Annotated in this window: 23 protein-coding genes and 4 tRNA genes; 20 read left to right on the top strand and 7 right to left on the bottom strand. The window is 64.1% G+C overall.

Going from position 1 to position 24897, the window contains the following annotated elements:
* Positions 1-82 precede the first annotated feature (82 nt).
* Positions 83-157: transfer RNA gene (locus RBB18_RS05800), tRNA-Val, on the top strand.
* Positions 158-181: 24 nt separating this feature from the next.
* Here RBB18_RS05800 and RBB18_RS05795 read toward each other — a convergent pair.
* Positions 182-538: a hypothetical protein gene (locus RBB18_RS05795; protein WP_274594270.1), complete on the bottom strand. Its 357-nt coding sequence runs from the start codon at positions 536-538 to the stop codon at positions 182-184.
* Positions 539-755: 217 nt separating this feature from the next.
* Here RBB18_RS05795 and RBB18_RS05790 point away from each other — a divergent pair.
* Both RBB18_RS05790 and RBB18_RS05785 read left to right on the top strand, forming a co-directional pair.
* A tRNA-Val gene (locus RBB18_RS05790) sits at positions 756-831 on the top strand.
* Between the two features lie 175 nt (positions 832-1006).
* On the top strand, positions 1007-1693 hold the full coding sequence (locus RBB18_RS05785) for a hypothetical protein (RefSeq protein WP_306110819.1): 687 nt from the start codon (positions 1007-1009) through the stop codon (positions 1691-1693).
* On the opposite strand, the gene RBB18_RS05780 is transcribed toward RBB18_RS05785, so the two are convergent.
* A complete protein-coding gene (locus RBB18_RS05780; protein ID WP_274594271.1) occupies positions 1676-2404 on the bottom strand; it encodes a hypothetical protein in 729 nt (242 codons plus the stop codon). The genes RBB18_RS05785 and RBB18_RS05780 overlap by 18 nt on opposite strands.
* A 300-nt stretch (positions 2405-2704) precedes the next feature.
* Between RBB18_RS05780 and RBB18_RS05775 the strand changes: the two genes are divergently transcribed.
* Positions 2705-2781 (top strand) — tRNA-Asp (locus RBB18_RS05775).
* A gap of 26 nt (positions 2782-2807) precedes the next feature.
* Positions 2808-2884: transfer RNA gene (locus RBB18_RS05770), tRNA-Asp, on the top strand.
* Between the two features lie 16 nt (positions 2885-2900).
* Here RBB18_RS05770 and RBB18_RS05765 read toward each other — a convergent pair.
* The gene (locus RBB18_RS05765; protein ID WP_306110818.1) at positions 2901-3767 is read right to left on the bottom strand and encodes an alpha/beta fold hydrolase; all 867 of its coding nucleotides are present in this window, start codon (positions 3765-3767) and stop codon (positions 2901-2903) included.
* A 3-nt stretch (positions 3768-3770) separates the two neighbouring features.
* Positions 3771-5159 carry a dipeptidase gene (locus RBB18_RS05760; RefSeq protein ID WP_306110817.1) on the bottom strand — a complete coding sequence of 463 codons (1389 nt, stop codon included), beginning with the start codon at positions 5157-5159 and terminating at the stop codon, positions 3771-3773.
* A gap of 249 nt (positions 5160-5408) precedes the next feature.
* On the opposite strand from RBB18_RS05760, the gene hemA reads away from it, so the two are divergent.
* From hemA to ispG, 3 genes are all read left to right on the top strand, one after another.
* Entirely contained in the window at positions 5409-6632 is a 1224-nt protein-coding gene (hemA, locus tag RBB18_RS05755; RefSeq protein ID WP_274594274.1) for a 5-aminolevulinate synthase, read from the top strand.
* A gap of 139 nt (positions 6633-6771) precedes the next feature.
* On the top strand, positions 6772-8055 hold the full coding sequence (locus RBB18_RS05750; protein WP_306110816.1) for a helix-turn-helix domain-containing protein: 1284 nt from the start codon (positions 6772-6774) through the stop codon (positions 8053-8055).
* A gap of 96 nt (positions 8056-8151) precedes the next feature.
* Positions 8152-9285: a flavodoxin-dependent (E)-4-hydroxy-3-methylbut-2-enyl-diphosphate synthase gene (ispG, locus tag RBB18_RS05745; protein ID WP_103764199.1), complete on the top strand. Its 1134-nt coding sequence runs from the start codon at positions 8152-8154 to the stop codon at positions 9283-9285.
* 39 nt (positions 9286-9324) lie between these two features.
* Here ispG and RBB18_RS05740 read toward each other — a convergent pair whose 3' ends face one another.
* Positions 9325-10077 (bottom strand): DsbA family protein, encoded by a 753-nt coding sequence (locus tag RBB18_RS05740; RefSeq protein ID WP_103764200.1) that lies wholly within the window; start codon positions 10075-10077, stop codon positions 9325-9327.
* 213 nt (positions 10078-10290) lie between these two features.
* On the opposite strand from RBB18_RS05740, the gene RBB18_RS05735 reads away from it, so the two are divergent.
* The 6 genes from RBB18_RS05735 to RBB18_RS05710 all read left to right on the top strand — a co-directional run bounded on the left by RBB18_RS05735 (position 10291) and on the right by RBB18_RS05710 (position 18473).
* A complete protein-coding gene (locus RBB18_RS05735; RefSeq protein WP_103764201.1) occupies positions 10291-11502 on the top strand; it encodes an N-acetylmuramoyl-L-alanine amidase in 1212 nt (403 codons plus the stop codon).
* An 88-nt stretch (positions 11503-11590) separates the two neighbouring features.
* Entirely contained in the window at positions 11591-14113 is a 2523-nt protein-coding gene (locus RBB18_RS05730) for a penicillin-binding protein 1A (protein WP_103764202.1), read from the top strand.
* A 98-nt stretch (positions 14114-14211) separates the two neighbouring features.
* Positions 14212-15342 carry a peptide chain release factor 2 gene (gene prfB / locus RBB18_RS05725; RefSeq protein ID WP_103764203.1) on the top strand — a complete coding sequence of 377 codons (1131 nt, stop codon included), beginning with the start codon at positions 14212-14214 and terminating at the stop codon, positions 15340-15342.
* Positions 15335-16159, top strand: coding sequence for a hypothetical protein (locus RBB18_RS05720; protein ID WP_306110815.1), 825 nt, complete (start codon positions 15335-15337; stop codon positions 16157-16159). Before prfB ends, RBB18_RS05720 begins: the two co-directional genes overlap by 8 nt.
* Complete coding sequence (locus tag RBB18_RS05715; RefSeq protein ID WP_306110814.1) at positions 16149-17561, top strand: amidase; 1413 nt, start codon at positions 16149-16151, stop codon at positions 17559-17561. Before RBB18_RS05720 ends, RBB18_RS05715 begins: the two co-directional genes overlap by 11 nt.
* 72 nt (positions 17562-17633) lie before the next feature.
* A complete protein-coding gene (locus RBB18_RS05710; protein ID WP_306110813.1) occupies positions 17634-18473 on the top strand; it encodes a DUF2189 domain-containing protein in 840 nt (279 codons plus the stop codon).
* A 2-nt stretch (positions 18474-18475) separates the two neighbouring features.
* On the opposite strand, the gene mazG is transcribed toward RBB18_RS05710, so the two are convergent.
* Complete coding sequence (mazG, locus tag RBB18_RS05705) at positions 18476-19288, bottom strand: nucleoside triphosphate pyrophosphohydrolase (protein WP_306110812.1); 813 nt, start codon at positions 19286-19288, stop codon at positions 18476-18478.
* A 64-nt stretch (positions 19289-19352) separates the two neighbouring features.
* Between mazG and RBB18_RS05700 the strand changes: the two genes are divergently transcribed.
* From RBB18_RS05700 to RBB18_RS05690, 3 genes are read left to right on the top strand one after another with little or no spacing between them, the layout of a single operon-like run.
* Positions 19353-20522, top strand: a complete 1170-nt coding sequence (locus RBB18_RS05700) for a M20 aminoacylase family protein (protein WP_306110811.1) — start codon at positions 19353-19355, stop codon at positions 20520-20522.
* Between the two features lie 16 nt (positions 20523-20538).
* Complete coding sequence (speB, locus tag RBB18_RS05695) at positions 20539-21501, top strand: agmatinase (RefSeq protein ID WP_306110810.1); 963 nt, start codon at positions 20539-20541, stop codon at positions 21499-21501.
* 11 nt (positions 21502-21512) lie between these two features.
* Positions 21513-21920: a DUF1499 domain-containing protein gene (locus RBB18_RS05690; protein WP_103764280.1), complete on the top strand. Its 408-nt coding sequence runs from the start codon at positions 21513-21515 to the stop codon at positions 21918-21920.
* Here RBB18_RS05690 and RBB18_RS05685 read toward each other — a convergent pair.
* Positions 21915-22136: a hypothetical protein gene (locus RBB18_RS05685; protein WP_103764210.1), complete on the bottom strand. Its 222-nt coding sequence runs from the start codon at positions 22134-22136 to the stop codon at positions 21915-21917. The two genes, RBB18_RS05690 and RBB18_RS05685, sit on opposite strands and share 6 nt — an antisense overlap.
* A gap of 62 nt (positions 22137-22198) precedes the next feature.
* Here RBB18_RS05685 and prfA point away from each other — a divergent pair, with 62 nt between their 5' ends.
* From prfA to RBB18_RS05670, 3 genes are all read left to right on the top strand, one after another.
* Positions 22199-23248 (top strand): peptide chain release factor 1, encoded by a 1050-nt coding sequence (prfA, locus tag RBB18_RS05680; RefSeq protein ID WP_274594282.1) that lies wholly within the window; start codon positions 22199-22201, stop codon positions 23246-23248.
* Positions 23245-24084: a peptide chain release factor N(5)-glutamine methyltransferase gene (prmC, locus tag RBB18_RS05675; protein ID WP_306110809.1), complete on the top strand. Its 840-nt coding sequence runs from the start codon at positions 23245-23247 to the stop codon at positions 24082-24084. Before prfA ends, prmC begins: the two co-directional genes overlap by 4 nt.
* Positions 24085-24306: 222 nt before the next feature.
* Positions 24307-24876: a DUF4167 domain-containing protein gene (locus tag RBB18_RS05670; protein ID WP_306110808.1), complete on the top strand. Its 570-nt coding sequence runs from the start codon at positions 24307-24309 to the stop codon at positions 24874-24876.
* Positions 24877-24897 lie beyond the last annotated feature (21 nt).

The raw sequence follows: 24897 nt of genomic DNA, 5'->3' as shown, positions 1-24897 counted from the left end.
CGAGAAGTCGATTGCCGACCGGATTTCCGTGCAGCTTTGCTATTGCACCGTTGCGAAAGGGGCGCTAAACAGCGGCTCCGGCGGGCGATTAGCTCAGTGGTAGAGCGCTTCGTTCACATCGAAGATGTCAGAAGTTCGAATCTTCTATCGCCCACCATCTTCCGCCCGGAAAACCGCAGCGTCAGAGCGTTATCATACGCCAGACGCCGAAGCCGATAACCAGTAGCGTCACAAGCACCACGGCTGGCCAGCTCCATCCCGGCCAGTGCGGGGGGAAGCTGCGGCGCAAGACCTGTAGCGACGTTGCGAGGAACCACGCGAGGCTGAGCGCCAGGAGCATGAGGAAGGCCCTGATCTGGGCCGTGTCCCCGCCGCGCGCGCGGTACCCCAGAAGGTCAAGGTAATGCACAAGCCAAAGACATACCAGGACGCCGGCCGACAACAGCGCGGCCGTCAGCGCCTTGCGTCCATAGGGAAGCAAGGCCAGGGAAAGGAACAATGCCGCGGGAACGGCGGCGGCCAGAAGGGGTGTTGCCATGCTTGGGGGCCGGTTGTCTTTCGTCTGTTCGAGACACTATTCCTGATTGTCGCGATCCGGACACCTTTTCAGGCAAACACGACGCGATTGACCAGAGATGTTGCGTAAAAGTTATGTTTGAGGTCGCGGCAGGTCGGGACCTGCTGCAGAATGCCGTGTCGCGGGCGCTGATGCGTCTTGCAAGGCGTTGAAGGTGTTGCTAGAGGATGCCGGCGAGGGGCGGTTAGCTCAGTTGGTAGAGCGCTTCGTTTACACCGAAGATGCCGGGGGTTCGAGTCCCTCACCGCCCACCATTCCTCCTTGCTTTCGCGCTTTTTCTTGATCCGGGACAACTGTTTCTTTGACAGAAACATACCGTTTTTGAGGATCGCAGTCATTTTAACCTGCATTCCGGGCTGTTAACCATGTCTGGCAGCCGGGAACGAACCCGACGTGGGGATGTAGGTTGGCGCGGGGAAACAAAGCCAGATGCTGAATTCACTTGATGTCATCAAAGTCGGTGGCGCCTGTGTCGCCGGGCTTGGCCGCAACGGCTATCGCATTGAGACGGTTTCCGACTTCGAAGAGATGGAGCAGCTGGTGCGCACGCACGGAAAAACCAGCGTGACCGCGAAGCTGTCGTCCCATTACAACGACTTCACCGAAAACTCGGGCTTCTGGCTGGTGCTTTGGGAAGGCGAGACATTCGTCGCCGCGGTCGCCACGCGGTACGACAATGTCGGTCGCGAAAGCATGGGAGACTACATGCGCCGCACCATGCGCCGGCATTATCCCCATCCCTCCGGCGACACGTTGCTTCAGTTCACCACGGCGCTGCCGCCGGGGTTTCACGGACGCATGGCCTATATCGGTGAGCTGTTCGTGGCGCCGGGGCAGCGCGGATCACGGCAGCGGCTGCGGCAGATGATGTTGCTTTTGCATTGCTGCATCGCCACCAAGTGGCCAATCGACTGGACCTACGCGATGATGCGGGACCGGGACGTCATGGCAGGGTTCGCCACGACATACGGTTTTACCGTGCAGCTTCCCGGCGTTGCGAAATGGGCCGACCCGGCGCCGCCGGGACGGGCCGACAGCGAATGGCTCGTGGCGCTGTCATCCGAGCATCTTGCCCACATGATGTCGTATTATGCCGGCTCACTCGAGAGCCTGTGAATAGTTCAGCACGAACTTGTTGCCCTGTCCGTCACGCACCGGCAGCAGCAGACGCTTGTATGTGAACCGCAGCGGAAAGCTGTGGCCGGGCAGCATCACGTCGATTTCCTCGATCGTCAGCTTGGGTTCGCCGCGCGTCGCCTCGACATGGGCCAGCCGGACGCTTTCGCAGAGATTGTCGTCGAAGGTGGTGAAGAGATAGCGCAGGTGCTCGGCCGTCTGGATGCCGAAGCTCTGGGCGGCAAGGCTCTGGTGGCCGATCTTGTAGGGCTCGGGCAGGCGGGAGTGTTCGTCGGGCGCAAGGTAGAGATCGACATGTTCGCTGAGCGTGTCGAAATTGGTCAGGACGCCGCCTTGCTGGTGCCACCAGGTCAGGACATCGTCAAGCAAGGGCCGCGCGCCACGCTGGGACAGCTTGCGGTGCGCCTCGCGGGTGACGGAGGTCAGGATGCGTTCGGCCTGAGCGGTGACGATACGGTTGTCGATCTCGCCGCCGGCCAGAGTGATCTGGTCGTTGAGGCCTGCGATCTGGTTCGGCGTGATCCCGAGGGCCGAGCAGATTTTGACGACGCTGGAGTAACCCGGGTCACTTTTCGATGACAGGAGGTTGGATATGTAGCGTTCACCCTGACCGATCTCGAGCGACAGGCCTTTGTAATCGTAAGACGAACCTTTGATGTATGTTTTCAGTCGGTCATGAAAATCCAGCACGGGGAAAAATCCTGTTTTACGGATCAGTAGTCACATATAAGAGGTCGCTCGCATTCTCGTCAAATAGCGATTGACCTTGCACCAGTAAAGGATCTTAGACCCTTTCACCGCTCTACCTGTGCGGGAATCGGGGAAAAACACTGTTTCCCGGAACTGACGCAGCGTCACATAACCGGATGAAAGCCATGCCGGCAGCGCCCCGGAAAAACCTGTAGCTTTGGCGCGGTGACCGCTTGACGAGGCGCGGCGTGCCGCCTAAACAGCACCTCACGCTCGGGCACGGTTCCGGGCTTGCAGCGGGCGGTTGTAGCTCAGTTGGTTAGAGTGCCGGCCTGTCACGCCGGAGGTCGCGGGTTCGAGCCCCGTCAACCGCGCCACTGCTGCAGAATAATACGACCTTTGCGCGGTTGTAGCTCAGTTGGTTAGAGTGCCGGCCTGTCACGCCGGAGGTCGCGGGTTCGAGCCCCGTCAACCGCGCCACGTATCCCTCTTGAATTCAAAGAAAGAAATTGCGTAGCGCCGCAATGGTCGCGTCGGGCGCGGTGTCGATGAAAAAGTGCCCGCCCGGTATGGTGTCCGCCCGGATGTCGGTGCATTTCGAGGCCCAGGTGGCCGGCACGTCATAGGCGCGGGCCATGGCGCCGCTCGCACCATAGAGAATCAGTGTGGGGCAGGTGATGCGGGCCCCCAGATCATCGGCATCGTCATGCACGTCATGGGCAATGGCGGCGCGGTAATCGTTGCACATGCCCCGGATCGTGTCGCGCCTGCGCCAGCTGTCGCGATAGGCGGTCAGCTGATCGGGATCGAAATCCGACAGGTCGGCAGCACCCCAGCCAGTGAGGCAGGAGTGGAAATAGGCGTCCGGGTCGGCGGCAATCATGTCCTCTATAAGGGCACCGGGCTGGGCCAGGAAGAACCAGTGGTAATAGGCCTGCGCCACGTCCATCCGCAATTCCGTCAAGAGCGTGTGGGTGGGGACGATATCCATCAGGCAGGCAGCGGTGACGGCCTGGGGCGCATCGAGAGCCAGCCGGTGCGTCACGCGGCCGCCCCGGTCATGCCCGGCCACCGCGAACTGCGCATGTCCGAGGCCGGCCATCAGCGCCGTCTGATCGCGCGCCATTTCCCGGAAGCTGCAGGCGGAGACATCCTGCGGTTTCGCGCTGTCGCCATAGCCGCGCAGGTCGGGGCAGACGACCGTATGGGTTTCGGCCAGCGCCGGGGCCACGCGGGCCCAGAGCGCGCGGGTCTGCGGGAAGCCGTGCAGGAGCAGCAGCGGCGGGCCGGAGCCGCCGATGCTGTAGGCGATGTCTATGCCATTGACCTGAGCGGTCGCGTGGCGAAAGCCGGGGATGGGCATGGTCTAGCGCGACAGCCGGTCGAGCACGCGCGCCCAACTGCGGATGCCCTTGTGAAAGCTTTCGACGTTGTATTTCTCGTTGGGCGAATGGATGGCGTCGTCTTCCTGGGCGAAACCGATCAGCATGGAATCGAGCGACAGGATGTCCTTGAAAAAGCCCGCGATGGGGATCGAGCCGCCCATGCCGACGAACACGGCCTCGCGGTCCCATTCATCGGACAGCGCCTGGCGGGCGGCCTCGAATTCGGGGCGGTCGATGTTCATCACGGCCGCAGGCGAGCCGTCGAGGTCGTCGTTCCAGGTGACGCGGGCGTCGGGTGACAGGCGGTCCTCGACATGTTTGCGGATGTTCACGCGCAGCGCGTCGGGGTCCATGTCGTCGACCAGCCGGCAGGTCAGCTTGCAATGTGCCTCGGCGGGGATGACGGTCTTGGTGCCCGCGCCCTGGTAGCCACCCCAGAGGCCGTTGATTTCCAGCGTGGGCCGGGCCCATTGCTGGACGAGGGCGCTGTAGCCTTCCTCGCCATGGGGACGGGTGAAGCCGACCGAGGACAGGTATTCCTCTTCATCGAAGCCGCAGCCTTCCCATTGGCGCAAAAGCTCTGCCGGGACCTCGCGCACGCCGTCATAGAAGCCGTCGACGGCGACGCGGCCGGTGTCGTCGTGGAAGGAGGCGATGATGTGCGAGATTTCCTTGAGCGGGTTCAGGGCCGGGCCGCCGTAATGGCCCGAATGCAGGTCGATGCGGGGGCCGTGGATGGTGAACTCGTCCTTCATCATGCCGCGCAGTTGCGAGGCGATGGAGGGCACGCCGGGGGCGACCATCGAGGTGTCGCAGATCAGGGCGAGGTCTGCCTGAAGCTCTTGGGCGTTCTCTTTCATGAAGGGGATGAGGGACGGCGAGCCCGATTCCTCTTCGCCCTCGAAGAAGAAAGTGATGCGGCAGGGCAGTTCGCCGGTGACGTGCTTGTAGGCGCGGCAGGCCTCGACAAAGGTCATGAGCTGGCCCTTGTCGTCGGAGGCGCCGCGGCCGCGGATGACCTGGCCTGCATCGGTGTCCTGAATTTGTGGATCGAAGGGATCGGTCTTCCACAAGTCGAGCGGGTCGACGGGCTGGACGTCGTAATGGCCGTAGAACAAGAGGTGCGGGCCGGTGCCGTCCGAAGGCCCGTCGACGTGGCCCACGACCATCGGGTGGCCGGTGGTGGGGCGCTTCTCGGCCTTGACGCCAAGGCTTTGCAGGTCGGCAACCAGCCAGTCGGCAGCGTCTTCGGTGGGTTGCTTGAAGGCCGGGTCGGTGGAAATGGAGGGGATGCGCAGAAGTTCCTTCAGGCGGTCCATCGCGTCGGGCATTTGAGCGTCGATACGGGTGAGAATGGCGTCGAGGGACATGCGCGGGCTCCGGTCTGAAGGGGTTGTTGCGCGGACCCTACCACCGCGCGCCGCACTGTCCAGTGGGATCGGGGCGGGGCCGTGCCATTGCGACCAAAGGAGGGGCCGGGCCGCTGTTGCCAGCCGGGCAGGGGCGTGGCAATTTGTAACCTGTTGCGCGGGATGGCTTAAACTTATATCCGGCGCACCAAAGGCGAAGCTGGACGCCTCCGCGCCGCGCTCTCGTCAGACTGCCAGGAGGGGATCCGCGTGGATTACACTGCCAAGCTCGACGCCGCATTGAGCCGTCTTCACGAGGAAGGGCGTTACCGCACCTTCATCGATATCGAACGGACGAACGGCCAGTTTCCGCACGCGGTGTGGAAGCGGCCCGACGGGGTCGAGCAGCCCATTACCGTGTGGTGCGGCAACGATTATCTCGGCATGGGTCAGCATCCTGTCGTGCTGGAGGCGATGCACGAAGCGCTGGACGCCACCGGCGCGGGATCGGGCGGCACGCGCAACATCTCGGGCACGACGGTCTATCATAAGCGGCTGGAGGCCGAGCTTGCAGATCTGCACGGAAAAGAGGCAGCGCTGCTGTTTACGTCGGCATACATCGCGAATGACGCGACGCTGTCGACGCTGCCCAAGCTGTTTCCCGGGCTGATCATCTATTCGGATTCGCTGAACCACGCCTCGATGATCGAGGGCATCCGCCGCAATGGCGGCGACAAGCGGATCTTCCGGCATAACGACCTGGACCACCTGCGCGAGATGATGGCGGCGGACGACCCCGATGTGCCGAAGATGATCGCCTTCGAGTCGATCTATTCGATGGACGGCGATTTCGGCCCCATCGCCGAGATCTGCGACATCGCCGACGAGTTCGGTGCGCTGACCTACCTCGACGAGGTACATGCGGTTGGTATGTATGGTCCGCGTGGCGGCGGCGTGGCCGAGCGTGACTGGCTGATGCACCGGATCGACATCATTAACGGCACGCTGGCCAAGGCCTTTGGCGTGATGGGCGGCTACATTGCCGCAAGTGACAAAATGTGTGACGCCATAAGGTCTTATGCGCCGGGCTTCATCTTCACGACGTCGCTTCCGCCGGCCGTGGCCGCAGGAGCCGCGGCGTCCGTCGCGCATCTGAAGCGTGACCAGGATCTGCGCGAGCAACACCAGACGCAGGCGAAGATCCTGAAGCTGCGCCTGAAAGGGCTGGGGATGCCGATCATCGACCACGGCACCCATATCGTTCCGGTCATCGTCGGGGATCCGGTCCACACCAAGCAACTGTCGGACATGCTGTTGGACGGTTACGGGATTTATGTCCAGCCAATCAACTTCCCGACCGTGCCGCGCGGCACGGAACGTTTGCGGTTCACGCCGTCGCCCGTGCATGGCCCGAACGAGATGGACCACCTCGTTAACGCGATGGATGAGCTTTGGAGCCATTGCGCGCTGAATCGTGCCGAAATGTCAGCATAATGTCGTCACAGGTGCATTGTTTCTTGTGCTGTGATAATACAGCGTAAACAAGAAGGGCATCGTGCGAATCGGACAGACCCGGAATAGGGTTTTCGCGCGGCGGGACAAACACAGGCACGAAGTTAGAGGGCAGAACCTGATGATAGGGTTCCGATCCAAGCGGAGTACGGACGAGACCGGGGGTGAGCCGCGCGGCTTCGACGCCTTCGAGCTTCGTCTTGGCGACCTCATGCGCGGCGAACGCGCGACCATCGGTAAATCCCTTCTCGACGTGGAGCGCGAGCTTCGCATCAAGGCCTCGTATATCGCGGCGATCGAGAATTGTGATCCGGACGCTTTCGACACGCCGGGGTTCATCCCCGGGTACGTCCGGTCCTACGCTCGTTACCTGAACATGGATCCCGACAGGGCCTTTGCGGGCTTCTGCGCGGAAAGCGGCTTTTCCATTGCGCACGGCATGTCTGCCGAGGCCAGCAGTATCCGCCGCCCGGATGCAGGGCCGCTGCGCCGGCAGCCGCGCAAGGAAGACCCCATCGCCCTGCCCAAGACACCCTTCGTGCCGGCCACGGAATCGTTTCTGGCGCGGATCGAGCCCGGTGCGATCGGTTCGGTCATGGTTCTGGCCCTGCTGATCGGTGGGCTGGGATATGGCGGATGGAGCATTCTGAACGAAGTGCAGCGCGTCCAGTTCGCGCCGGTGGAAAATACGCCCGCGGTTCTGAGCGACCTTGACCCGCTCGACGGGGCCGGTGTCGCGGCTGCGGACAACAGTGGCGAGACGCAGGAGAATGACCCTGCAACGACCGCATCGGTGTTCAACGCCCCGCGGGACGAGCGGCTGGATCGGCTGTACCGTCCCGAGGCGCTTGAGGTTCCGGTCATGATCGCGCGGGATGCGCCGATCTCGACTCTCAACCCGGCCGAAATGGGCGCGTTCAGCGGCGACCTGCCGGAAGCGGACCGGACATCGCCCGACTATGCCTCGGCAACGGCGGGCGCGACCCAGGTCACCGAAGTTCAGGAGCCTCAGCCTCAGAACCAGCCGCGTCAAAGCCCGCAGGTCCTGGCCGAACAACCGGCGGGCGTGAAGATGGTTGCCGTGCGCCCCGCCTGGGTACGCGTGCAGGCCCCGGACGGCAGCGTGATCTACGAAACGATCATGAATGCGGGCGACACGTGGGATGTGCCGGTGATGGAAGACGCGCCGACGATCCGGATCGGCGAAAGCGGTGCCATATATTTCGCGGTCAACGGCGTGCATCACGGCCCGGCCGGGCAACGCGGGCAGGTCACATCCGGTCTTCCGCTCGATTCCCAGATGCTCGCAGATGCCTTGCCTGTTGCAAACCTGGAGGCGGACCAGGACCTGTCGCGTTACGTCGCCGAGCTTGAGGCCCGCGCCGAGACGCCGATCCGGGATTGATCGCGCAGGGGCGGCAAATCTTGGCGACCGCATTGTCATCCACGATCGGCCTGCTTACGTTTGGCGTGACAAGCACACTTGGCTGAAGGCGCAAAGATGTCCCTGAACCACATTCGTCCATGGCGTAACATTTACCGTCGCACAAGCCGCCGGATCATGGTGGGCGATGTCCCCGTCGGGGGCGATGCGCCGATCAGCGTGCAGACGATGACCAATACCGCCACGACGGACATCCCGGGCACCATCGCGCAGGTTCAGGCCGCCGCGGATGCCGGTGCCGACATCGTGCGTATCTCGGTGCCGGATGAGGACAGCTCGAGGGCTTTGAAGGAAATCGTCCGCGAAAGCCCGGTGCCGATCGTGGCGGACATCCACTTTCACTATCGCCGCGGCATCGAGGCGGCCGAGGCGGGTGCGGCCTGCCTGCGGATCAACCCCGGCAATATCGGCAGTCAGGACCGTGTGCGCGAAGTGATCAAGGCGGCGCGCGACCACGGCTGTTCCATGCGCATCGGCGTGAATGCCGGGTCGCTGGAAAAGCACCTGTTGGACAAGTATGGCGAGCCCACGCCCGAGGCGATGGTGGAATCGGGGCTGGACCATATCAAGGTTCTGGAAGACAACGATTTTCACGAGTTCAAGATCAGCTGCAAGGCGTCGGACGTGTTCATGGCTGCCGCCGCCTACCAGGCGCTGGCGGAGGCGACCGACGCGCCGATCCACCTCGGGATCACCGAGGCGGGGGGGCTGACCTCGGGGACGATCAAGAGCGCGATCGGTCTTGGCAACCTGCTGTGGATGGGCATTGGCGACACGATCCGGGTCAGCCTATCGGCCGATCCGGTCGAAGAGGTCAAGGTCGGCTACGAGATCCTGAAGTCGCTGGGCCTGCGGCATCGCGGGGTCAACATCATTTCCTGCCCCAGCTGCGCGCGGCAGGGCTTTGACGTGATCAAGACGGTCGAAACGCTGGAACAACGGCTGGAGCACATCAAGACGCCGATGAGCCTGAGTATCATCGGATGCGTGGTCAACGGGCCGGGCGAGGCGCTGATGACCGATGTCGGCTTTACCGGCGGCGGCGCGGGCAGCGGCATGGTCTACCTGGCCGGCAAGGCCAGCCACAAGATGTCGAACGACCAGATGATCGAGCATATCGTCGAAGAGGTCGAAAAGAAGGCCGCCGCGTTGGAGGCCGAGGGAGCGGAAGAGCCGCAAGCTGCGGAATAAGTATATATTGCAGCGGCTTGCAGATGGTTCTTCGCGCGGTCACCCGCCGTTGCGGATATCCTCTGCGATCAATTCCATCTCGGCTTGCGGGACATAGCCGCGCAGCATCTGGTTTTCCATCACGAAGGACGGCGTGCCGGAAATCTGAAGGGCGCGGCCAAGCGCGTGGTTGGTCTCGATCACCTCGGAGACGGCGTCGCTTCCCATTTCCGCGATGATTTCGTCGAACGGAAGGCCGAGCGGTTCGGCGATCCGGCGCAGTGCCGGTTCGGTGATATCACCGGAATAGGCAATCAGTGCCTCGCTGACGGAATGATAGGCCTCATCCCCGGCCACCTGCCGGGTTGCGATGGCAAAGCGCGAGGCGGTCACCGACTGTTCGCCAAGAATGGGAAACTCCTTCAGCACGAAGCGGATGTTGCCGTCTTCTTCCAGCAGGTTGGTCACCTCGGGGTGGGCGCGTTTGCAGTAGCCGCAACGGTAGTCGATGAACTCGACCAGGGTGATGTCGCCCTCGGGATTGCCGCCGACCCAGGAACTGTCGTCGTTGAAGAGCGCGTCCGCGTTTTCCGCGACAAGGTCCTGATCGTTTTGCGCCTGCGCCTCGGCCTCGCGCTGTTCCAGGACCGAGACGGCCTCCATGATCACTTCCGGATTTTCCAGAAGGTAGGCGCGAATTTCCTCGCGAAAGGCTTCGCGTTCGGCGTCGGACATGGACTCGAGGTCGAGCGCGCTGACGGGCAGGGCGCAACTCAAGGTCAGGGCGGTCGCTGAGACAAGGCGGCGGATCATCCGGGGCTCTCCTGTACGTAAGACGTGGCATGTGTCGGGTTTCAGAGCGATGAGGTCAAGGCGTTATAGGTCCGATCCCCTGATCGTGATGAATGGCGTGGATGCCGCTTGGGACCGGACGTACCGTCAGAGCAGCGAAAAAGCGGGCTGTGGGAATCGCCGGGGCTGGTGTAAGGTGTGGTTCAACAAGACCGATGAAAGCGGCTGAGCAGTATGATCCGGGTGTTTCTGGCTTTGATGATGTGCCTTTGGGCAATGGGTGCGAACGCGCAGTCCTTTGGCGGGCTGGCGCGTGTCGACATGGAGGGATCGCGCCTGTCGGACACGCGGCAGGGGCTGGTTCTGGAACTGGCGCTGAGCCAGGGCGTGCCGTGGCGCGTGTTCACGCTGGACGCGCCGGAACGGCTGGTGGTCGACTTCCGCGAAGTGGACTGGCGCGGTGTGGACGGTACGCTTTTGGACATGGCGGAGCGTGCGCGCGAGGTGCGCGTGGGGTCGTTTCAGCCCGGCTGGTCCCGCATGGTGGTCGCGCTGACGGGGCCGTTTGGCATCGAGGCCGCGGATATGGCGTTGGATGCGGAAGCCGGCACGGCGCAGCTTGTGATCGAACTGGAGGAGACGTCACCAGAGACGTTCGCCGCAGCCGCTGGAGCGCCAGACCTGCCGGGTTGGGATTTGCGCAAGGCCTCTGGTCTGGATCGCATGGAAAAGGATGCGGACAAACCCTTTACCGTGGTGATCGACCCGGGCCATGGCGGGATCGATCCGGGGGCCGAAAAGGATGGTCTGGCGGAAAAGGATCTGATGTTGGCGCTGGCGCGGGAAATGAAAGATGTGCTGGTGCGCGACGCCGACATCCGGGTGGTTCTGACGCGCGAGGATGACAGCTTCGTCTCGCTGGAACGGCGCGTGGCCATCGCGCACCAGGTCCGCGCGGATTTGTTCCTGTCGCTTCATGCCGATGCGCTGAGCGAGGGGCGGGCGCATGGTGCGACCGTCTATACCCTGTCCGACAGCGCGTCCGACAAGGCCTCCGAGGCGCTGGCCGAACGGCATGACCGGGCCGACCTGCTGGCCGGGATCGACCTGACCGGCTCGGATGACACGGTCGCCGACGTGCTGATGGACCTGGCCCGGTTGGAAACACAGCCCCGTGCAGGCCAGCTTGCCAAGGCGATCCAACTGGGCATTCGCGAGAACGGCCTGCCCTTGAATTCGCGGCCCATGAGGATGGCGGGATTTTCGGTGCTGAAGTCGCCGGATATCCCGTCGGTGCTGCTGGAGGTGGGTTTTCTCAGTTCCGACCGTGACCGGGCGAATATCGCCGACAAGGCCTGGCGGGACCGGATGGCACAGGCGGTCAGCGACGCGGTCGTCGCCTGGAGAATGGCCGACGCCGCCAATGCCGAACTGGTGCGGCAATGAGGCGCTTATGGTCGTCCCACGCGGGAATGTGTTTTGACGCGCTTTGCGGCGACGACTATATGAGGGCGACTTTGAAAGGACCTTTGTCTTGTTGAGACCCATCACCACTTTCCTTGGCACCATCTTCAGCCTCGTGACGCTTGTTGTCGTGGTGATCGCGCTGTCGATCGGCGCGGTGTTTCATATCTATGGCAAGGACCTTCCCAGCCACGAAAGCCTGGCCAACTACACCCCCCCGACGATCAGCCGGATCTATTCGGGCGAGGGGCGCATCATCGACGAGTTCAGCCGCGAGCGGCGGCTGTTCACCCCGGCGGAGGATATTCCCGACCTCGTGAAGCAGGCGTTCATCTCGGCCGAGGACAAGAATTTCTACAACCATGGTGGCTATGACGCGCGCGGGATCGCCGCGGCGGTGGTCGAGGCGGTGCGGTCGCGCGGACAGAACGTACGCGGCGCGTCCACCATCACCCAGCAGGTGATGAAGAACTTCCTGTTGTCCGGCGACCGGCGCATCGAGCGCAAGATCAAGGAAATCATCCTGGCCACGCGGATCGAGGAGACGCTGAGCAAGGAAGACATCCTCGAGCTTTACATGAACGAGATCTTCCTCGGTCAGAATTCCTATGGCGTGACGGCGGCGGCGCAGACCTATTTCAACAAGCCCCTGCGGGAACTGGCCCCGCACGAGGCGGCGTTCCTGGCGTCGATGCCAAAGGCGCCGTCGGATTATCATCCGGTGCGCGAAGCAGAGCGGCTGATGTCGCGGCGCAACTTCGTTCTGAAGGAGATGTACGAGAACGGATACATCGATGAGGCGAGTTACGAGACCGAGGTGGCGATGCCGCTCAAGTCGGTTCAGAACGGCGATTTCGAACCGTTTTCCGCCCAGCTGCCGCCGCGCGATTATTTCACCGACGAGATCCGCCGCCAACTGAGCCAGGATTTCGGCGAAGGCGAGTTCTTTTCCGGCGGGCTGGCCGTGCGGGCCACGATCGACCGCGAATTGCAGAACATCGCGGCGGAGGCCCTGCGCGAACAGCTGGAAACCTATGACCGCGGCACGGGCCGGTGGCGCGGGACGGGCAAGACCCTGCCCGCCGAGGCGCTGGAAAGCGAAGAGGCATGGCGCGCGGCGCTGGCCGACACGCGGGTCGCGCGCGACATCGAACTTGACGGGACATGGTACCCCGCCGTGATCCTGGAGATCGGGGACCAGCAGATGCGTCTGGGCATCGAAGGGGTCGAGGAGACCGAGGCCGAGCCCCACGTGGTTCCGCGCGACGATATCGCCTGGTTGCCCGGCAACTTCCAGCAAACCTTCGAGCGGGGCGAGATCGTCCATGTGCGGCGCATGACAGCCGACAGCGATGGCAGCTTTATACGCTGGACGCTGCGGCAGGTGCCGCAGGTGCAAGGCGGGTTCGTTGCGATGGACGTCAACACCGGCCGCGTGCTGGCGATGCAGGGCGGGTTTTCCTATCAGCACTCGGTCTTCAACCGCGCCACGCAGGCCAAGCGCCAGCCCGGATCGAGCTTCAAGCCCTTCGTCTACGCCTCTGCGCTGGATAGCGGCTATACGCCCGCGACGATCGTCGTGGACGCCCCGATCGAGATCAACACGCCGCAGGGTCTGTGGCGGCCCAAAAACTCGTCGAACAAGTTCTACGGACCGACACCGCTGCGGACGGGGATCGAGCAGTCGCGGAACCTGATGACGGTCCGCCTGGCCGAAGAGGTCGGCATGGAGACGGTGGCGCGCTATGCCGAGAAATTCGGTGTCTATGACAACATGAAACCGTTCCTGGCAAACGCGTTGGGGTCGGAGGAGACCACGCTGTATAAAATGGTGGCGGCCTATTCGATGTTCGCCAATGGCGGTGAGCGGGTCCAGCCGACGCTGGTGGACCGGGTGCAGGACCGCTATGGCCGCACTGTTTACCGTCACGACACGCGCGATTGCACCGATTGCAACGATCCGGGTATCCCGCGGTCGCGCGGCCCGCGGATCGTGTCCGATCGTGAACGCGTGATGGATCCGGTGACGGCCTATCAGCTGACCTCGATGATGAAGGGTGTGGTTGACCGGGGCACGGCCCGCGGTGCGATCAACCTGCCGGTGCCGATCGCCGGCAAGACTGGCACCACCAACGATGCGCGCGACGTGTGGTTCGTGGGCTTTTCATCCACCATCGCGGCGGGCTGTTACATCGGTTATGACCAGCCGCGCGGCATGGGGCGGGGCGCTTACGGGTCGTCGATGTGCGGCCCGGTCTTCCAGGCGTTCATGGAGAAGGCGATCGAGAAATACGGCGGCTCCAACTTCAAGGTGCCCGAGGGCTGTGACTTTATCAACATCGACCGGTATTCCGGCTCGCGTCTGCCCGAGGGCGCATCCGGCGCCAACGTGGTGTCAGAATGTTTCCGCGAGGGCGAAGACCCGCTTTTCGGGATCACCTTCGATGGCGGTTACGCGATGGGCGGCGATTTCGACCTGTTCCAGGCGGGAGAGACCGAGCAGGTGCGCGAGGTTACCACGTCGACCGGCGACAAGGCGCAGGTCGGGCAGAAATCCAGCTTTGGCAACATGAGCTCGGGCGGCCTGTACTGACGGGCCGGCCGGCTGCTTCGCACAGGTGCGCGTGATCTTGTCCGCGGCGAAGGGCCTTGATATCACCAAGCCCTGAGCAGACCAAGGACACCGCCCAAATGCGCGCCGAGATACAGACACTTGTTTCCGAGATCGAAACTTCGCTGGAGCTGTTGCGTCAGCGGATGGCGTGGGAGACCGCGCAGCACCGGCTGGAAGAGTTCAACGCCCGCGTCGAGGACCCCAACCTGTGGGACGACCCGACAAAGGCGCAGGCGTTGATGCGTGAGCGGCAGGCGCTGGTCGATGCCATCGAAACGCATGATTCCATCAAGGCGGAGCTGGAAGACCAGACCGGCCTGATCGAGCTGGGCGAGATGGAAGAGGACGACGAGGTCGTGTCCGAGGCCGAGGAGGCGCTGCGGCGTCTGGCCAAGAGGGCGGCGGCGAAGGAGCTGGAGGCGCTGCTGAACGGCGAGGCCGACAGCAACGACACCTTCCTGGAAATCAACGCGGGCGCGGGCGGCACGGAAAGCTGCGACTGGGCCAACATGCTGGCGCGGATGTATGTCCGCTGGGCCGAGCAGCATGGCTACAGCGTCGAGCTGCAGTCCGAGACGCCGGGCGACGAGGCCGGGATCAAGTCTGCGGCCTACAAGATCAGCGGGCACAACGCTTATGGCTGGCTGAAATCCGAATCGGGCGTGCACCGGTTGGTGCGTATTTCGCCCTACGATTCGGCAGCCAAGCGGCACACGTCTTTCAGCTCTGTCTGGGTGTACCCGGTGGTCGACGACAATATCGAGATCGAGGTCAATCCCAGCGATATCCGCATCGACACCTATCGCAGTTCCGGCGCGGGCGGTCAGCACGTGAACAAGACCGACTCGGCGGTGCGGATCACGCACCATCCCACGGGGATTGTCGTGACCAGTTCGGAAAAATCGCAGCACCAGAACCGCGATATCGCCATGAAGGCGCTGAAATCGCGGCTGTACCAGCTGGAGCTGGACAAGCGGAATGCCGATATCAACGCCGCGCACGAGGCCAAGGGCGATGCCGGCTGGGGCAACCAGATCCGGTCTTACGTGCTGCAACCCTACCAGATGGTGAAGGACCTGCGCACCGGGCACGAGACCAGCGACACCAAGGGCGTGCTGGACGGGGACCTGGACCCGTTCATGGCCGCCACGCTGGCGCTGGACGTGTCGGGCAAGTCCCGCGCCGAGGCGCAGGGCGAGGATGTCTAGCGCTCTGGCCGCAGCGAGCGTCGTACTGACGCTGGCCGCGGGCGGCTTGCGCGCGCAGGAAGACACTCTGGGTGAGGTATTGGCAGACCATGGCTGCGTGGTTGGACCGTCGGAAGTCACGGCCGATGACGGTTTACCACGGGAATTGCGCGACGAATTGATAGCCTATGCCGAAACGGCATTGGACGCCGGACAGGCGAAGCGGCAGGGCGAGTGGATCGTGCTGGGACCGGAGCTGTGCACCATCCGTCCGCCGGAAATCGACAGCGCTTACGACATCACCGCGCCCGTCGTTGCGCGGAGTATCAGCGCCGTCGATGCCTATGCGGAGTTCGAGGAATACGGCTGTTTTGTCGCGAGCGAGGAGATGCAGCAGGATCTCATGGAGCAGGACGGCTTGACCCGCGACGCGGCGGCGGTCGTGTATCTCGAGGTTCTTGCCGAGGGCGTCCGCTCGGGCCAGGTCAGCTTTTTCTCCGACGATCCGCTGCGCACGCCGATGGGGTTTCAAGTTCTGACGGGCGAGTGTGCGGATGTGCCAAGGATCGACGACATCCGGCGCAGCCAGGCGCTGATGCTGGAGCATTTCGACACGCTGGTGCGCGATAATGCGAGCCGCGTGACCTGCGAGGCGAACGGCGCGCCGATCACCGTCGAGGTGGGGCAGACGCTGACGGATCTCACGAACGGTGAGGCGGTCAACGCCTGGACGATGATGGACATGCTGATGCTGGCGATCGGCGCAGGCTGGGTCGAGGGGATCAGCGCAACCGAGCGCGGCACCCCGCGTCCGCCGATCTGTTCCTATGACGAGTGATCCGCTGACATTGAGCGCGGCGGATCAGGTGGATGCGATCCGCGCGGGACGGTTGCGCGCGACCGATCTGATGGCGGCGACACTGGACCGGATCGATGCCGTGAATGGCCCGCTCAATGCCATCGTGTCGATGCGCGACCGGGAGACGCTGTTGAACGAGGCCCGGGCGGCGGACAAGGCCGAGGCCAAAGGCCCGCTGCACGGTTTGCCACTCGCGGTAAAGGATCTGGCCGACGCGGCGGGCTTGCCGACCAGCCATGGCTCGCCCGCCTTTGCCGGGCAGATCGCCACCGGGGACAGTCCGCATATCGCACCGCTGAGGGCGGCGGGCGCGGTCGTGATCGGCAAGACCAACACGCCGGAATTCGGGTTGGGCAGCCACACGTACAACCCCGTTGACGGGGTCACCGCGAACCCCTATGACCTTTCGCGCAGTTGTGGCGGGTCCTCGGGCGGCGCGGCGGTGGCGCTGGCGGCGGGGATGCTGTCGGTTGCGGATGGCTCTGACATGATGGGCAGCCTGCGCAACCCGGCGGGGTGGAACAACGTCTACGGGATGCGCCCCAGCTGGGGCCGGGTGCCGGGCGGGGCGGATGGTGATCTCTTCCTGCATCGGCTATCGACCAACGGGCCGATGGCCCGCTGCCCCGGCGACCTTGCGTTATTGCTGGACGTGATGTCGGTGCCGCAGGCGGGCGTCGTGCCCGGGCCGGAGTTTGCGCCGGTAGGCGCGCTGCGTGGCGAAGCGGCAGGCTTGCGCGTGGCGTGGCTGGCGGATTGGAACGGCGCATTGCCGTTCGAAGGCGGTATCCTGTCCCTGTGCGAGGCGGCGCTGGATGTGCTGGGGCGGGTGGGCTGCACCGTGGACAGCCCCGCGGCGCCGTTTTCCCGCGAGGCGCTGTGGCAGTCCTGGACCACGTTGCGCAGCTGGGCCATCGCGTCGGACAAGTCGCCAATGTACGAAGACGACACGCTGCGCGGGCATCTCAAGCCCGAGGCGATCTGGGAGATCGAGCAGGGCCGCGCGCTGTCGGCGCTGGACGTGCACGCGGCGAGTGTGCTGCGGTCCGACTGGCTGCGCGCCGCCGACGCTTTTTTCGAGCGGTTCGATGTGATCGCGCTGCCGACAGCACAGGTCTGGCCATTCGACAAGACGCTGGACTGGCCGAAGACGGTCGCGGGGCAGGGGATGGACACCTATCATCGCTGGATGGAGGTGGTTGTGCCGGCGAGCCTGCTGGGTCTGCCAGCGGTCGCAGTGCCAGCCGGGTTCGGGCCGCAGGGCCTGCCGATGGGGCTGCAACTGATCGGGCGGCACGGCGACGATGCGCGCCTGCTGGAGCTGGCCGAGGCCTACCATCGGGAAACGCTCTGGCCGCAGACGTGCCCTCCGGCGCTTTGATCGTCGGAAGGTCAAATTGAGCTTTGTCAGGATCGGTGGTGGCGGTAAGCTTTCGGTCCAAGGGAGGATGACATGGCAAAGAGGGAGAAGCCCGAACAACCCTTGGGCGTTCCGCAGATGGGAGCCGTCACCTGGGGCATGCTGAGCCGCGCCCTTGCCCGAAGCTGGCAGGACATGCGACGCGCGCCGGGCTACGCGGTGCTTTTCGCGGGTGTCTACGTGGCCATTGGCTGGTTCATGATCTGGGTCACGTTGGCGACGGGACACACGTACTGGCTGGTTTTCGCGGCTGTGGGCTTTCCGCTCGTGGGGCCGTTCGCCGCAGTCGGGTTTTACGAGGTCAGTCACCGGTTGGAGCGGGGTGAACCGCTGGTCGCGTCCGATATCCTGGGCGTCATCTTTGACCAGCGACATCGGCAATTGCCGTCGATCTGCGCCGTGGTGATCGTGGTGTTCCTGTTCTGGTTCTTCCTGGCGCACATGATCTTCGCGTTGTTCCTGGGCTTTTCGACCATGACCAACGTGTCCTCGACCTACGATATCTACCTGACGCGCGAAGGCCTGACGATGCTGGCCGTCGGGGGCGCCGTGGGCGCGGCCTTCGCGATGCTGCTCTATTCGATGACGGTTATCGCGTTGCCGCTTCTACTGGACCGAGAGGTTGATTTCGTGACGGCGATGATCACCAGCATACAGACCGTGGCCGGCAACCCCGGCCCGATGCTGGGCTGGGCCGTGATCGTGGCAGTTTTGACGTTTGTCGCTCTTTTGCCGGCGTTCCTGGGGCTTTTCGTGGTTCTGCCGCTTCTGGGGCATGGAACCTGGCACCTTTATCGCCAAATCGTCGCCGCTGGAACGCGGGAGGAAAGCGCCGGCTTGGACCGGCAACAGGATGGTGCCACGGCAACCTGATCTCAGGCTTTCTCCTCGCGCTTGGCCTGGTCCCAGAGCGTGTCCATCTCGGCCAGACCGGACTCTTGCGGCGTTTTGCCCTGTTCGGACAGCAACGCCTCGATCCGTTCGAACCGGCGGGTGAACTTCGCGTTGGCGCGGCGCAGGGCCTGTTCGGGGTCGACCTTCATGTGCCGGGCGAGGTTGGCCATGACGAAGAGAAGATCGCCGAATTCCTCCTCGACCTCGTCCGGGCCGAGCGTGTCGGCGGCCTCTTGCAACTCGTGCGCTTCCTCGGTGATCTTGTCGAGCACGTGCGAGGCGTCGGGCCAGTCGAAGCCCACCCGCGCCGCGCGTTTCTGCAACTTCACCGCGCGCAGAAGGGCCGGCAGGCCGACCGCGACGCCATCCAGAACACCGGTCTGGGCCTTGGCCGCCCGTTCGGCCGCCTTGACGGTTTCCCAGTCGCGGGTCTGCTGTTCGGCGGACTTGTCGCGGCTTTCATCGCCAAAGACATGCGGGTGGCGGGCCACCATCTTGTCGGCGATGCCGTTGGCCACGTCATCGAAATCGAACAATCCCTTGTCGTCGGCGATCTGGGCGTGGAACACGGCCTGCAACAGCAGATCGCCGAGCTCGTCGCGCAGCTCGTTCCACTGGCCGCGCTCGATGGCGTCGGCGACCTCGTAAGCTTCCTCGATGGTGTAGGGGGCGATGGTGCCGAAATCCTGTTCGATGTCCCACGGGCAGCCGGTGTCGGGATCGCGCAGCGACCGCATGATCGCGCGCAGCCGGGGTATCCCGCCCTTGGGATCATGGATCAGGTCATCGGGCATTGCACCCTCCTTGGTTCTGGCGTTGAGTGGACCCTGACCGCAGAGCAAAGAGGAGTCCAGACGCTTGGCCATCATCAACCGGATCGCGGGGTTCGCAGACGACATGACGGCATGGCGCAGGCATCTGCACCAGCGGCCCGAACTTGGGTTTGACTGCTTCGAGACCGCGGCCTTCGTTGTGGAGCGGTTGCGGGAGTTCGGGGTCAGCGAGATCGAGACCGGGATTGCCCGGACCGGCGTGGTGGCGGTGATCGAGGGGCAGGGGCAGGGGCCGACCATCGGGCTGCGCGCCGACATGGACGCGCTGCCAATAGAGGAAACGACCGGCGTGCCCCATACCTCGCAGACGCCAGGCGCGATGCATGCATGCGGGCATGACGGGCACACCACGATGCTGTTGGGCGCGGCGCGGTACCTGGCCGAGACGCGCAATTTCAAAGGTCGCGTTGCGCTGATCTTTCAGCCCAGCGAGGAGGCGGGGCCGGGCGGTGGGCGGATCATGGTCGAGGAAGGCATCATGGAGCGATTCGGGATCGAACAGGTCTATGCCCTGCACACCATGCCGGGGGATGCCGAAGGGCGGTTCAGCACCACGCCGGGGCCGATCATGGCGGCGGTGGACACGTTCCACATCGATATCACCGGGCAGGGCGGGCACGGCGCCTTTCCGCATCACACACGCGACCCGGTCGTGGCGGCGGCGGGGATGGTGCAGGCGATCCAGACCATCGTCAGCCGTAACCACCACGCGTTGCAGGACCTGGTCGTGTCGGTGACCCAGATCCACACCGGTAGCGCCGAGAATATCGTGCCCGAGACGGCCTATGTGAACGGCACGATCCGCACCTTTGCGCCGGAGGTGCAACAGATGGTGCACACGCGGCTGGAAGAGATCATCGCGGGGCAGGCGGCCTCTTACGGGGTCGAGGCGGCCTTGCGGATCGAGACAGGCTATCCGGCGACGGTGAACCATGTTGACCAGACGGCCTTTGCCGCCGAAGTCGCGGGCGAGGTGTCGGGCGCGGACATGGTGAAGACCGACCGCCAGCGCGAGATGGGGGCAGAGGATTTCGCCTTCATGCTGAACGCGCGGCCCGGGGCCTACCTGTTCCTGGGGCAGGGCGAGGGGCCGGCGCTGCATCATCCCGGCTTTGATTTCAACGACAGAGTGGCGCCTGTTGGCGCGTCGTTCTTTGCCCGGCTGGTGGAGCGGGCGCAGCCGCTGAACGGATAATAAGGAGGCAACGAAGATGGCGCTTGAGGATGCGAAGAAACAGGTGGACCAGGCGTTCACGCGGGACGACCTGCGCGGCCTTTCGTTCGAGAACGCCTTTGGCGGCGCGCCGTCCTTTCTGCGGCGGAAATACAGCAAGGACCTGGAGGGCGTGGACGTGGCCATCACCGGCATTCCGTTCGACCAGGCCGTGACCAATCGCACCGGCACGCGGCTGGGGCCACGGGCGGTGCGTGAGGTGTCGAGCCTGCAGCCCTTCGATCCGCCGGTCTACTGGGACGGCTACAGCCCGCTGGAGGCGCTGGCGATCGTCGATTACGGCGATATGGCGTTCGATTATGCCAAGGTGTCGGAGTTTCCCGCCGCCCTGACCGCGCATATCCGTGGCATCCTGAAAGGCGGCGCGGCCAGCATCGCGATCGGCGGCGATCATTATATCTCGTTCCCGATCCTTCGCGCCTATGCCGAGAAATACGGGGCCCTGTCCCTGCTGCATTTCGATGCGCATTCCGACACCTGGGCGGATGACGACATGGAGCGGATCGACCACGGCACGATGTTCTACAAGGCGGTGAAGGAAGGGCTGGTGGACCCTGCACGTTCTATCCAGGTGGGAATCCGCACGGTGAACGAGGATAACCTGGGCGTGCCGACCCTGACGGCGCGTGAGGTTCACGAGATGGGGCCAGCCGCCGTGGCCGCGCGGATCAAGGATGTGCTGGGCGACGCGCCGACCTACATGACCTTCGATATCGACTGTCTCGACCCGGCGTTTGCGCCGGGGACGGGCACGCCGGTCTGGGGCGGGCTGGCCAGCTGGCAGGCCGCCGCGATCCTGCGCGATATCGCCGGGATCAACCTTGTGGGCGGGGACATGGTCGAGGTCTCGCCGCCGTTCGACACGACCGGGGCCACGGCCATCGCCGGCGCGCATGTGGTGATGGAGATGCTGTGCCTCTGGGGCTGGACGCGGCGATAGAGGGGGCAGACATGTATATCGTCACGCGGATCATTGTCGTTCTGGTGCTGGCGCTGTTCGCGCTTGGGGTCTACGTGCGGCTTGCGCCGTCTCATCCAGAAGACTGGCACGATCTGCCAAGTGGTCTGGAGCCTGGCGACGGTGAAGGCCGGGCGGTGCGCGTGGTGCCGGCCGAGGGGGACACGCTCGGTCGGCTCGATGCGATCATTCGCGACACGCCGCGGACGCGCGTTCTGGCAGGATCGGTCGAGGAGGGTATGATCACATACATCACCCGTTCGGCCCTGTGGGGGTTTCCAGACTACACGACGATTGCGCGGCAGGGCGACCAGATCGTGCTTTTCGGGCGGTTGCGGTTCGGCAAGTCGGATATGGGCGTCAACGCCAAGCGGCTGGACAAGTGGCTGGCGCAGTTATGAGCTGAGGCAGCCGTCGGATACCTTGCGCCACATCGGCACGTTCAACGACATCTGGCATTGCGCCATGAAGCTGCGGCCGTCGACCTGCATGCAGATCGTCTCGCCCATCTCGACCCGGGCGCCGGACTTGTCGGTGCAGTAGCACTCGACGGTTTTTCCCTGTGCCGAGGCCAGCACGGGGGCGAGGGCAAAGAGAAGGATGAAAATCCGTTTCATGAGATTATGCTAGCACGGCTTGGCGACTTGACCAAGCGCGAGGAATAGGCAACACCGCGCGGATGGTGCCTTTGGACAAACTTCGCGAGATCACGCAGCGGTTCGAGTATATCGAGGCGCAGATGTCGGCCGGGACGGGCGATATCGCGCAGCTGGGCCGGGAATACGCCGAACTGCGCCCGGTGGTCGAAGAAATCCGCGCCTATAACGAGGTGTTGGACGGGATCGGGAATGCCCGCGCGATGCTGGACGACCCCGAGATGAAGGATCTGGCCGCCGAGGAACTGGACGCGCTGGAAGAGCAACGCCCGGCGCTTGAGGAGCGGCTGCAACTGGCGCTGCTACCGCGCGACAAGGCCGATGCGCGGCCTGCCATCATCGAGATCCGGCCCGGTACGGGCGGCGAGGAGGCGGCGCTCTTCGCGGGCGATCTGCTGCGCATGTACCAACGCTATGCCGAGGCGCGGGGCTGGAATCTTGAGATCATCGAGTTCAGCGAGACCGAGCTGGGCGGGGTGAAGGAGGTCGTGGCCAACATCAAGGGCGAGGGCGTCTTTGCCCGGCTGAAGTTCGAATCCGGCGTGCACCGGGTGCAGCGCGTGCCGGAAACGGAATCGGGCGGGCGGATCCATACCTCTGCCGCGACGGTGGCCGTGCTGCCCGAGGCCGAGGACGTGGATATCCAGATCGACCCGAACGACCTGCGGATCGACACGATGCGCAGTTCCGGCGCGGGCGGTCAGCACGTGAACACCACAGACTCCGCCGTGCGAATCACGCATATCCCCACAGGCATCGTCGTCACCAGTTCCGAGAAGTCGCAGCACCGCAACCGCGAGATCGCGATGCAGGTGCTGAAAACGCGCCTGTTCGACATGGAGCGCCAGAAGATGCATGACGAACGCTCGGCCAGCCGCGCCGCACAGGTGGGGTCGGGCGACAGGTCGGAGCGCATCCGGACCTACAATTTCCCGCAGGGGCGCATGACCGATCACCGGATCAACTTGACGCTCTACAAGCTGGACCAGGTGATGCAGGGCGACCTGGACGAGGTGATCGACGCGCTGATCACCGATGCGCAGGCCGCGCTCCTGGCGGAGATGGAAGGGTGAGCCAGACGGTTGCCGACCTCGTGCGCCACGCCGGGGTCGTTCTGACGGCCGCGGGCATCGAGGACGCGCCGCGCGAGGCGCGCAGCCTTGTGGCTCTGGCGTTGGAGACCCGTGCCGACCGGATCACGCTGATCGCCCGCGACCCCGCGCCGGCCGCAGCCGCGCAACGGCTGGAACGCTTGCTGGAGCGTCGCACGGTCGCGCGCGTTCCGCTGTCGCACCTGACGGGTTGGCGCGACTTCTATCATCACCGGTTCGAGGTCAGCGAAGCGGTTCTGGACCCGCGGTCGGATACCGAGACGCTTGTCGAGACAGCTCTGGAGCAAACGTTCGACCATGTGCTGGATCTGGGGACCGGATCGGGGTGTATCCTGTTGTCACTGCTGGCGGCACGTGACGGAGCCGCGGGTGTGGGTACGGACATTTCGCCCGAGGCGCTGGCCGTGGCCGACCGCAACGCCCGCCGGCTGGAGGTGGCGGAGCGTTGCATGTTGCTGCGCTCGGATTGGTACGAGGCGGTCGAGGGCCGGTTCGATCTGATCGTGTCGAACCCGCCCTATATCGCGACGACCGAGATGGACGGCCTGTCGCCCGAACTGTCGCACGAGCCGAGCGTCGCGCTGACCGACGAGGCAGACGGGCTGTCGGCCTATCGTGTCATCGTCCCCGGAGCGCCCGCGCACCTGCGCCCCGGGGGACGGCTTCTGGTGGAAATCGGCTGGACACAGGCCGCCGAGGTGACGCGCCTTTTCGAACAGGCCGGGTTCCGCGAGACCTTCGTCAGGCAGGATATCGAGGGGCGCAACCGAGTGGTCGGGGGCGTTTGGCCCGGCTGAAATATGCTAAAACTGGGTGTTTCAGCGCGTTTTTTGGCAAAAAATCGTGCCAAGCCCTTGTTAAAACCGCTTGGGCATGTTTACTGGTGACCATCACGGCGTAGAGGGTCCTCGAGACACCCGTACGTGAATTCAAGCCAGCACATTGATCCGGTCATCATGGACGCGAGGGGCGTCACCCGGAACAAACAGCGCTTCAAGCAATAGGGCTGACAACCACTCATGAGATCATCGAAGTCACGTTCGCGGAACAAGTCCAACCGCAACCGCTCGCCTCAGGGCAATGTCGTGAACCGGGTTTTCGACAGTTCCGGTCCCGAGGGCAAGGTGCGCGGCACGCCGCAGCAAATCATTGACAAGTACAACCAGCTTGCCCGCGACGCTCAATTGTCCGGCGACCGGGTACTGACCGAGAATTACCAGCAATTCGCCGAGCATTACCTGCGCCTGCTGGGGTCTGCCCAGAAGGAACAGGACCAGCGCCGCGAGGAGCAGGAACGCCAGAACCGCGAGCGCCAGGCCGAGCGTGACCGTGAGCGCGCACAGCGCCAGGAGCGCGACTCCAATGGTGGCGGCGACCAGGGTGACAACTCCGGGTCCGGTTCTGATTTGGCACAAAACGACAATGGCGGCGACAGCGGCCTCGTGGAAACGCCCGAAGATCAACCCAGCGAGAAGCCGCAGAAGCCCAAGCGCAGCCGCAAGCCGCGCAAGAAGGCCGACGATGGCAACAATGATGGCGGCGATCAGGGCGATGGCGGAAACTCGGACGCTTCGACGGCTGCGGAGTAACCGGCGCCCTTCGTTGGCGGA

The organism is Roseovarius sp. MMSF_3298 (assembly GCF_030733705.1).
GTDB lineage: Bacteria > Pseudomonadota > Alphaproteobacteria > Rhodobacterales > Rhodobacteraceae > Roseovarius > Roseovarius confluentis.
Note: the sequence above shows the minus strand (reverse complement) of the source record. Positions and strands in the feature narration are given on the sequence as shown.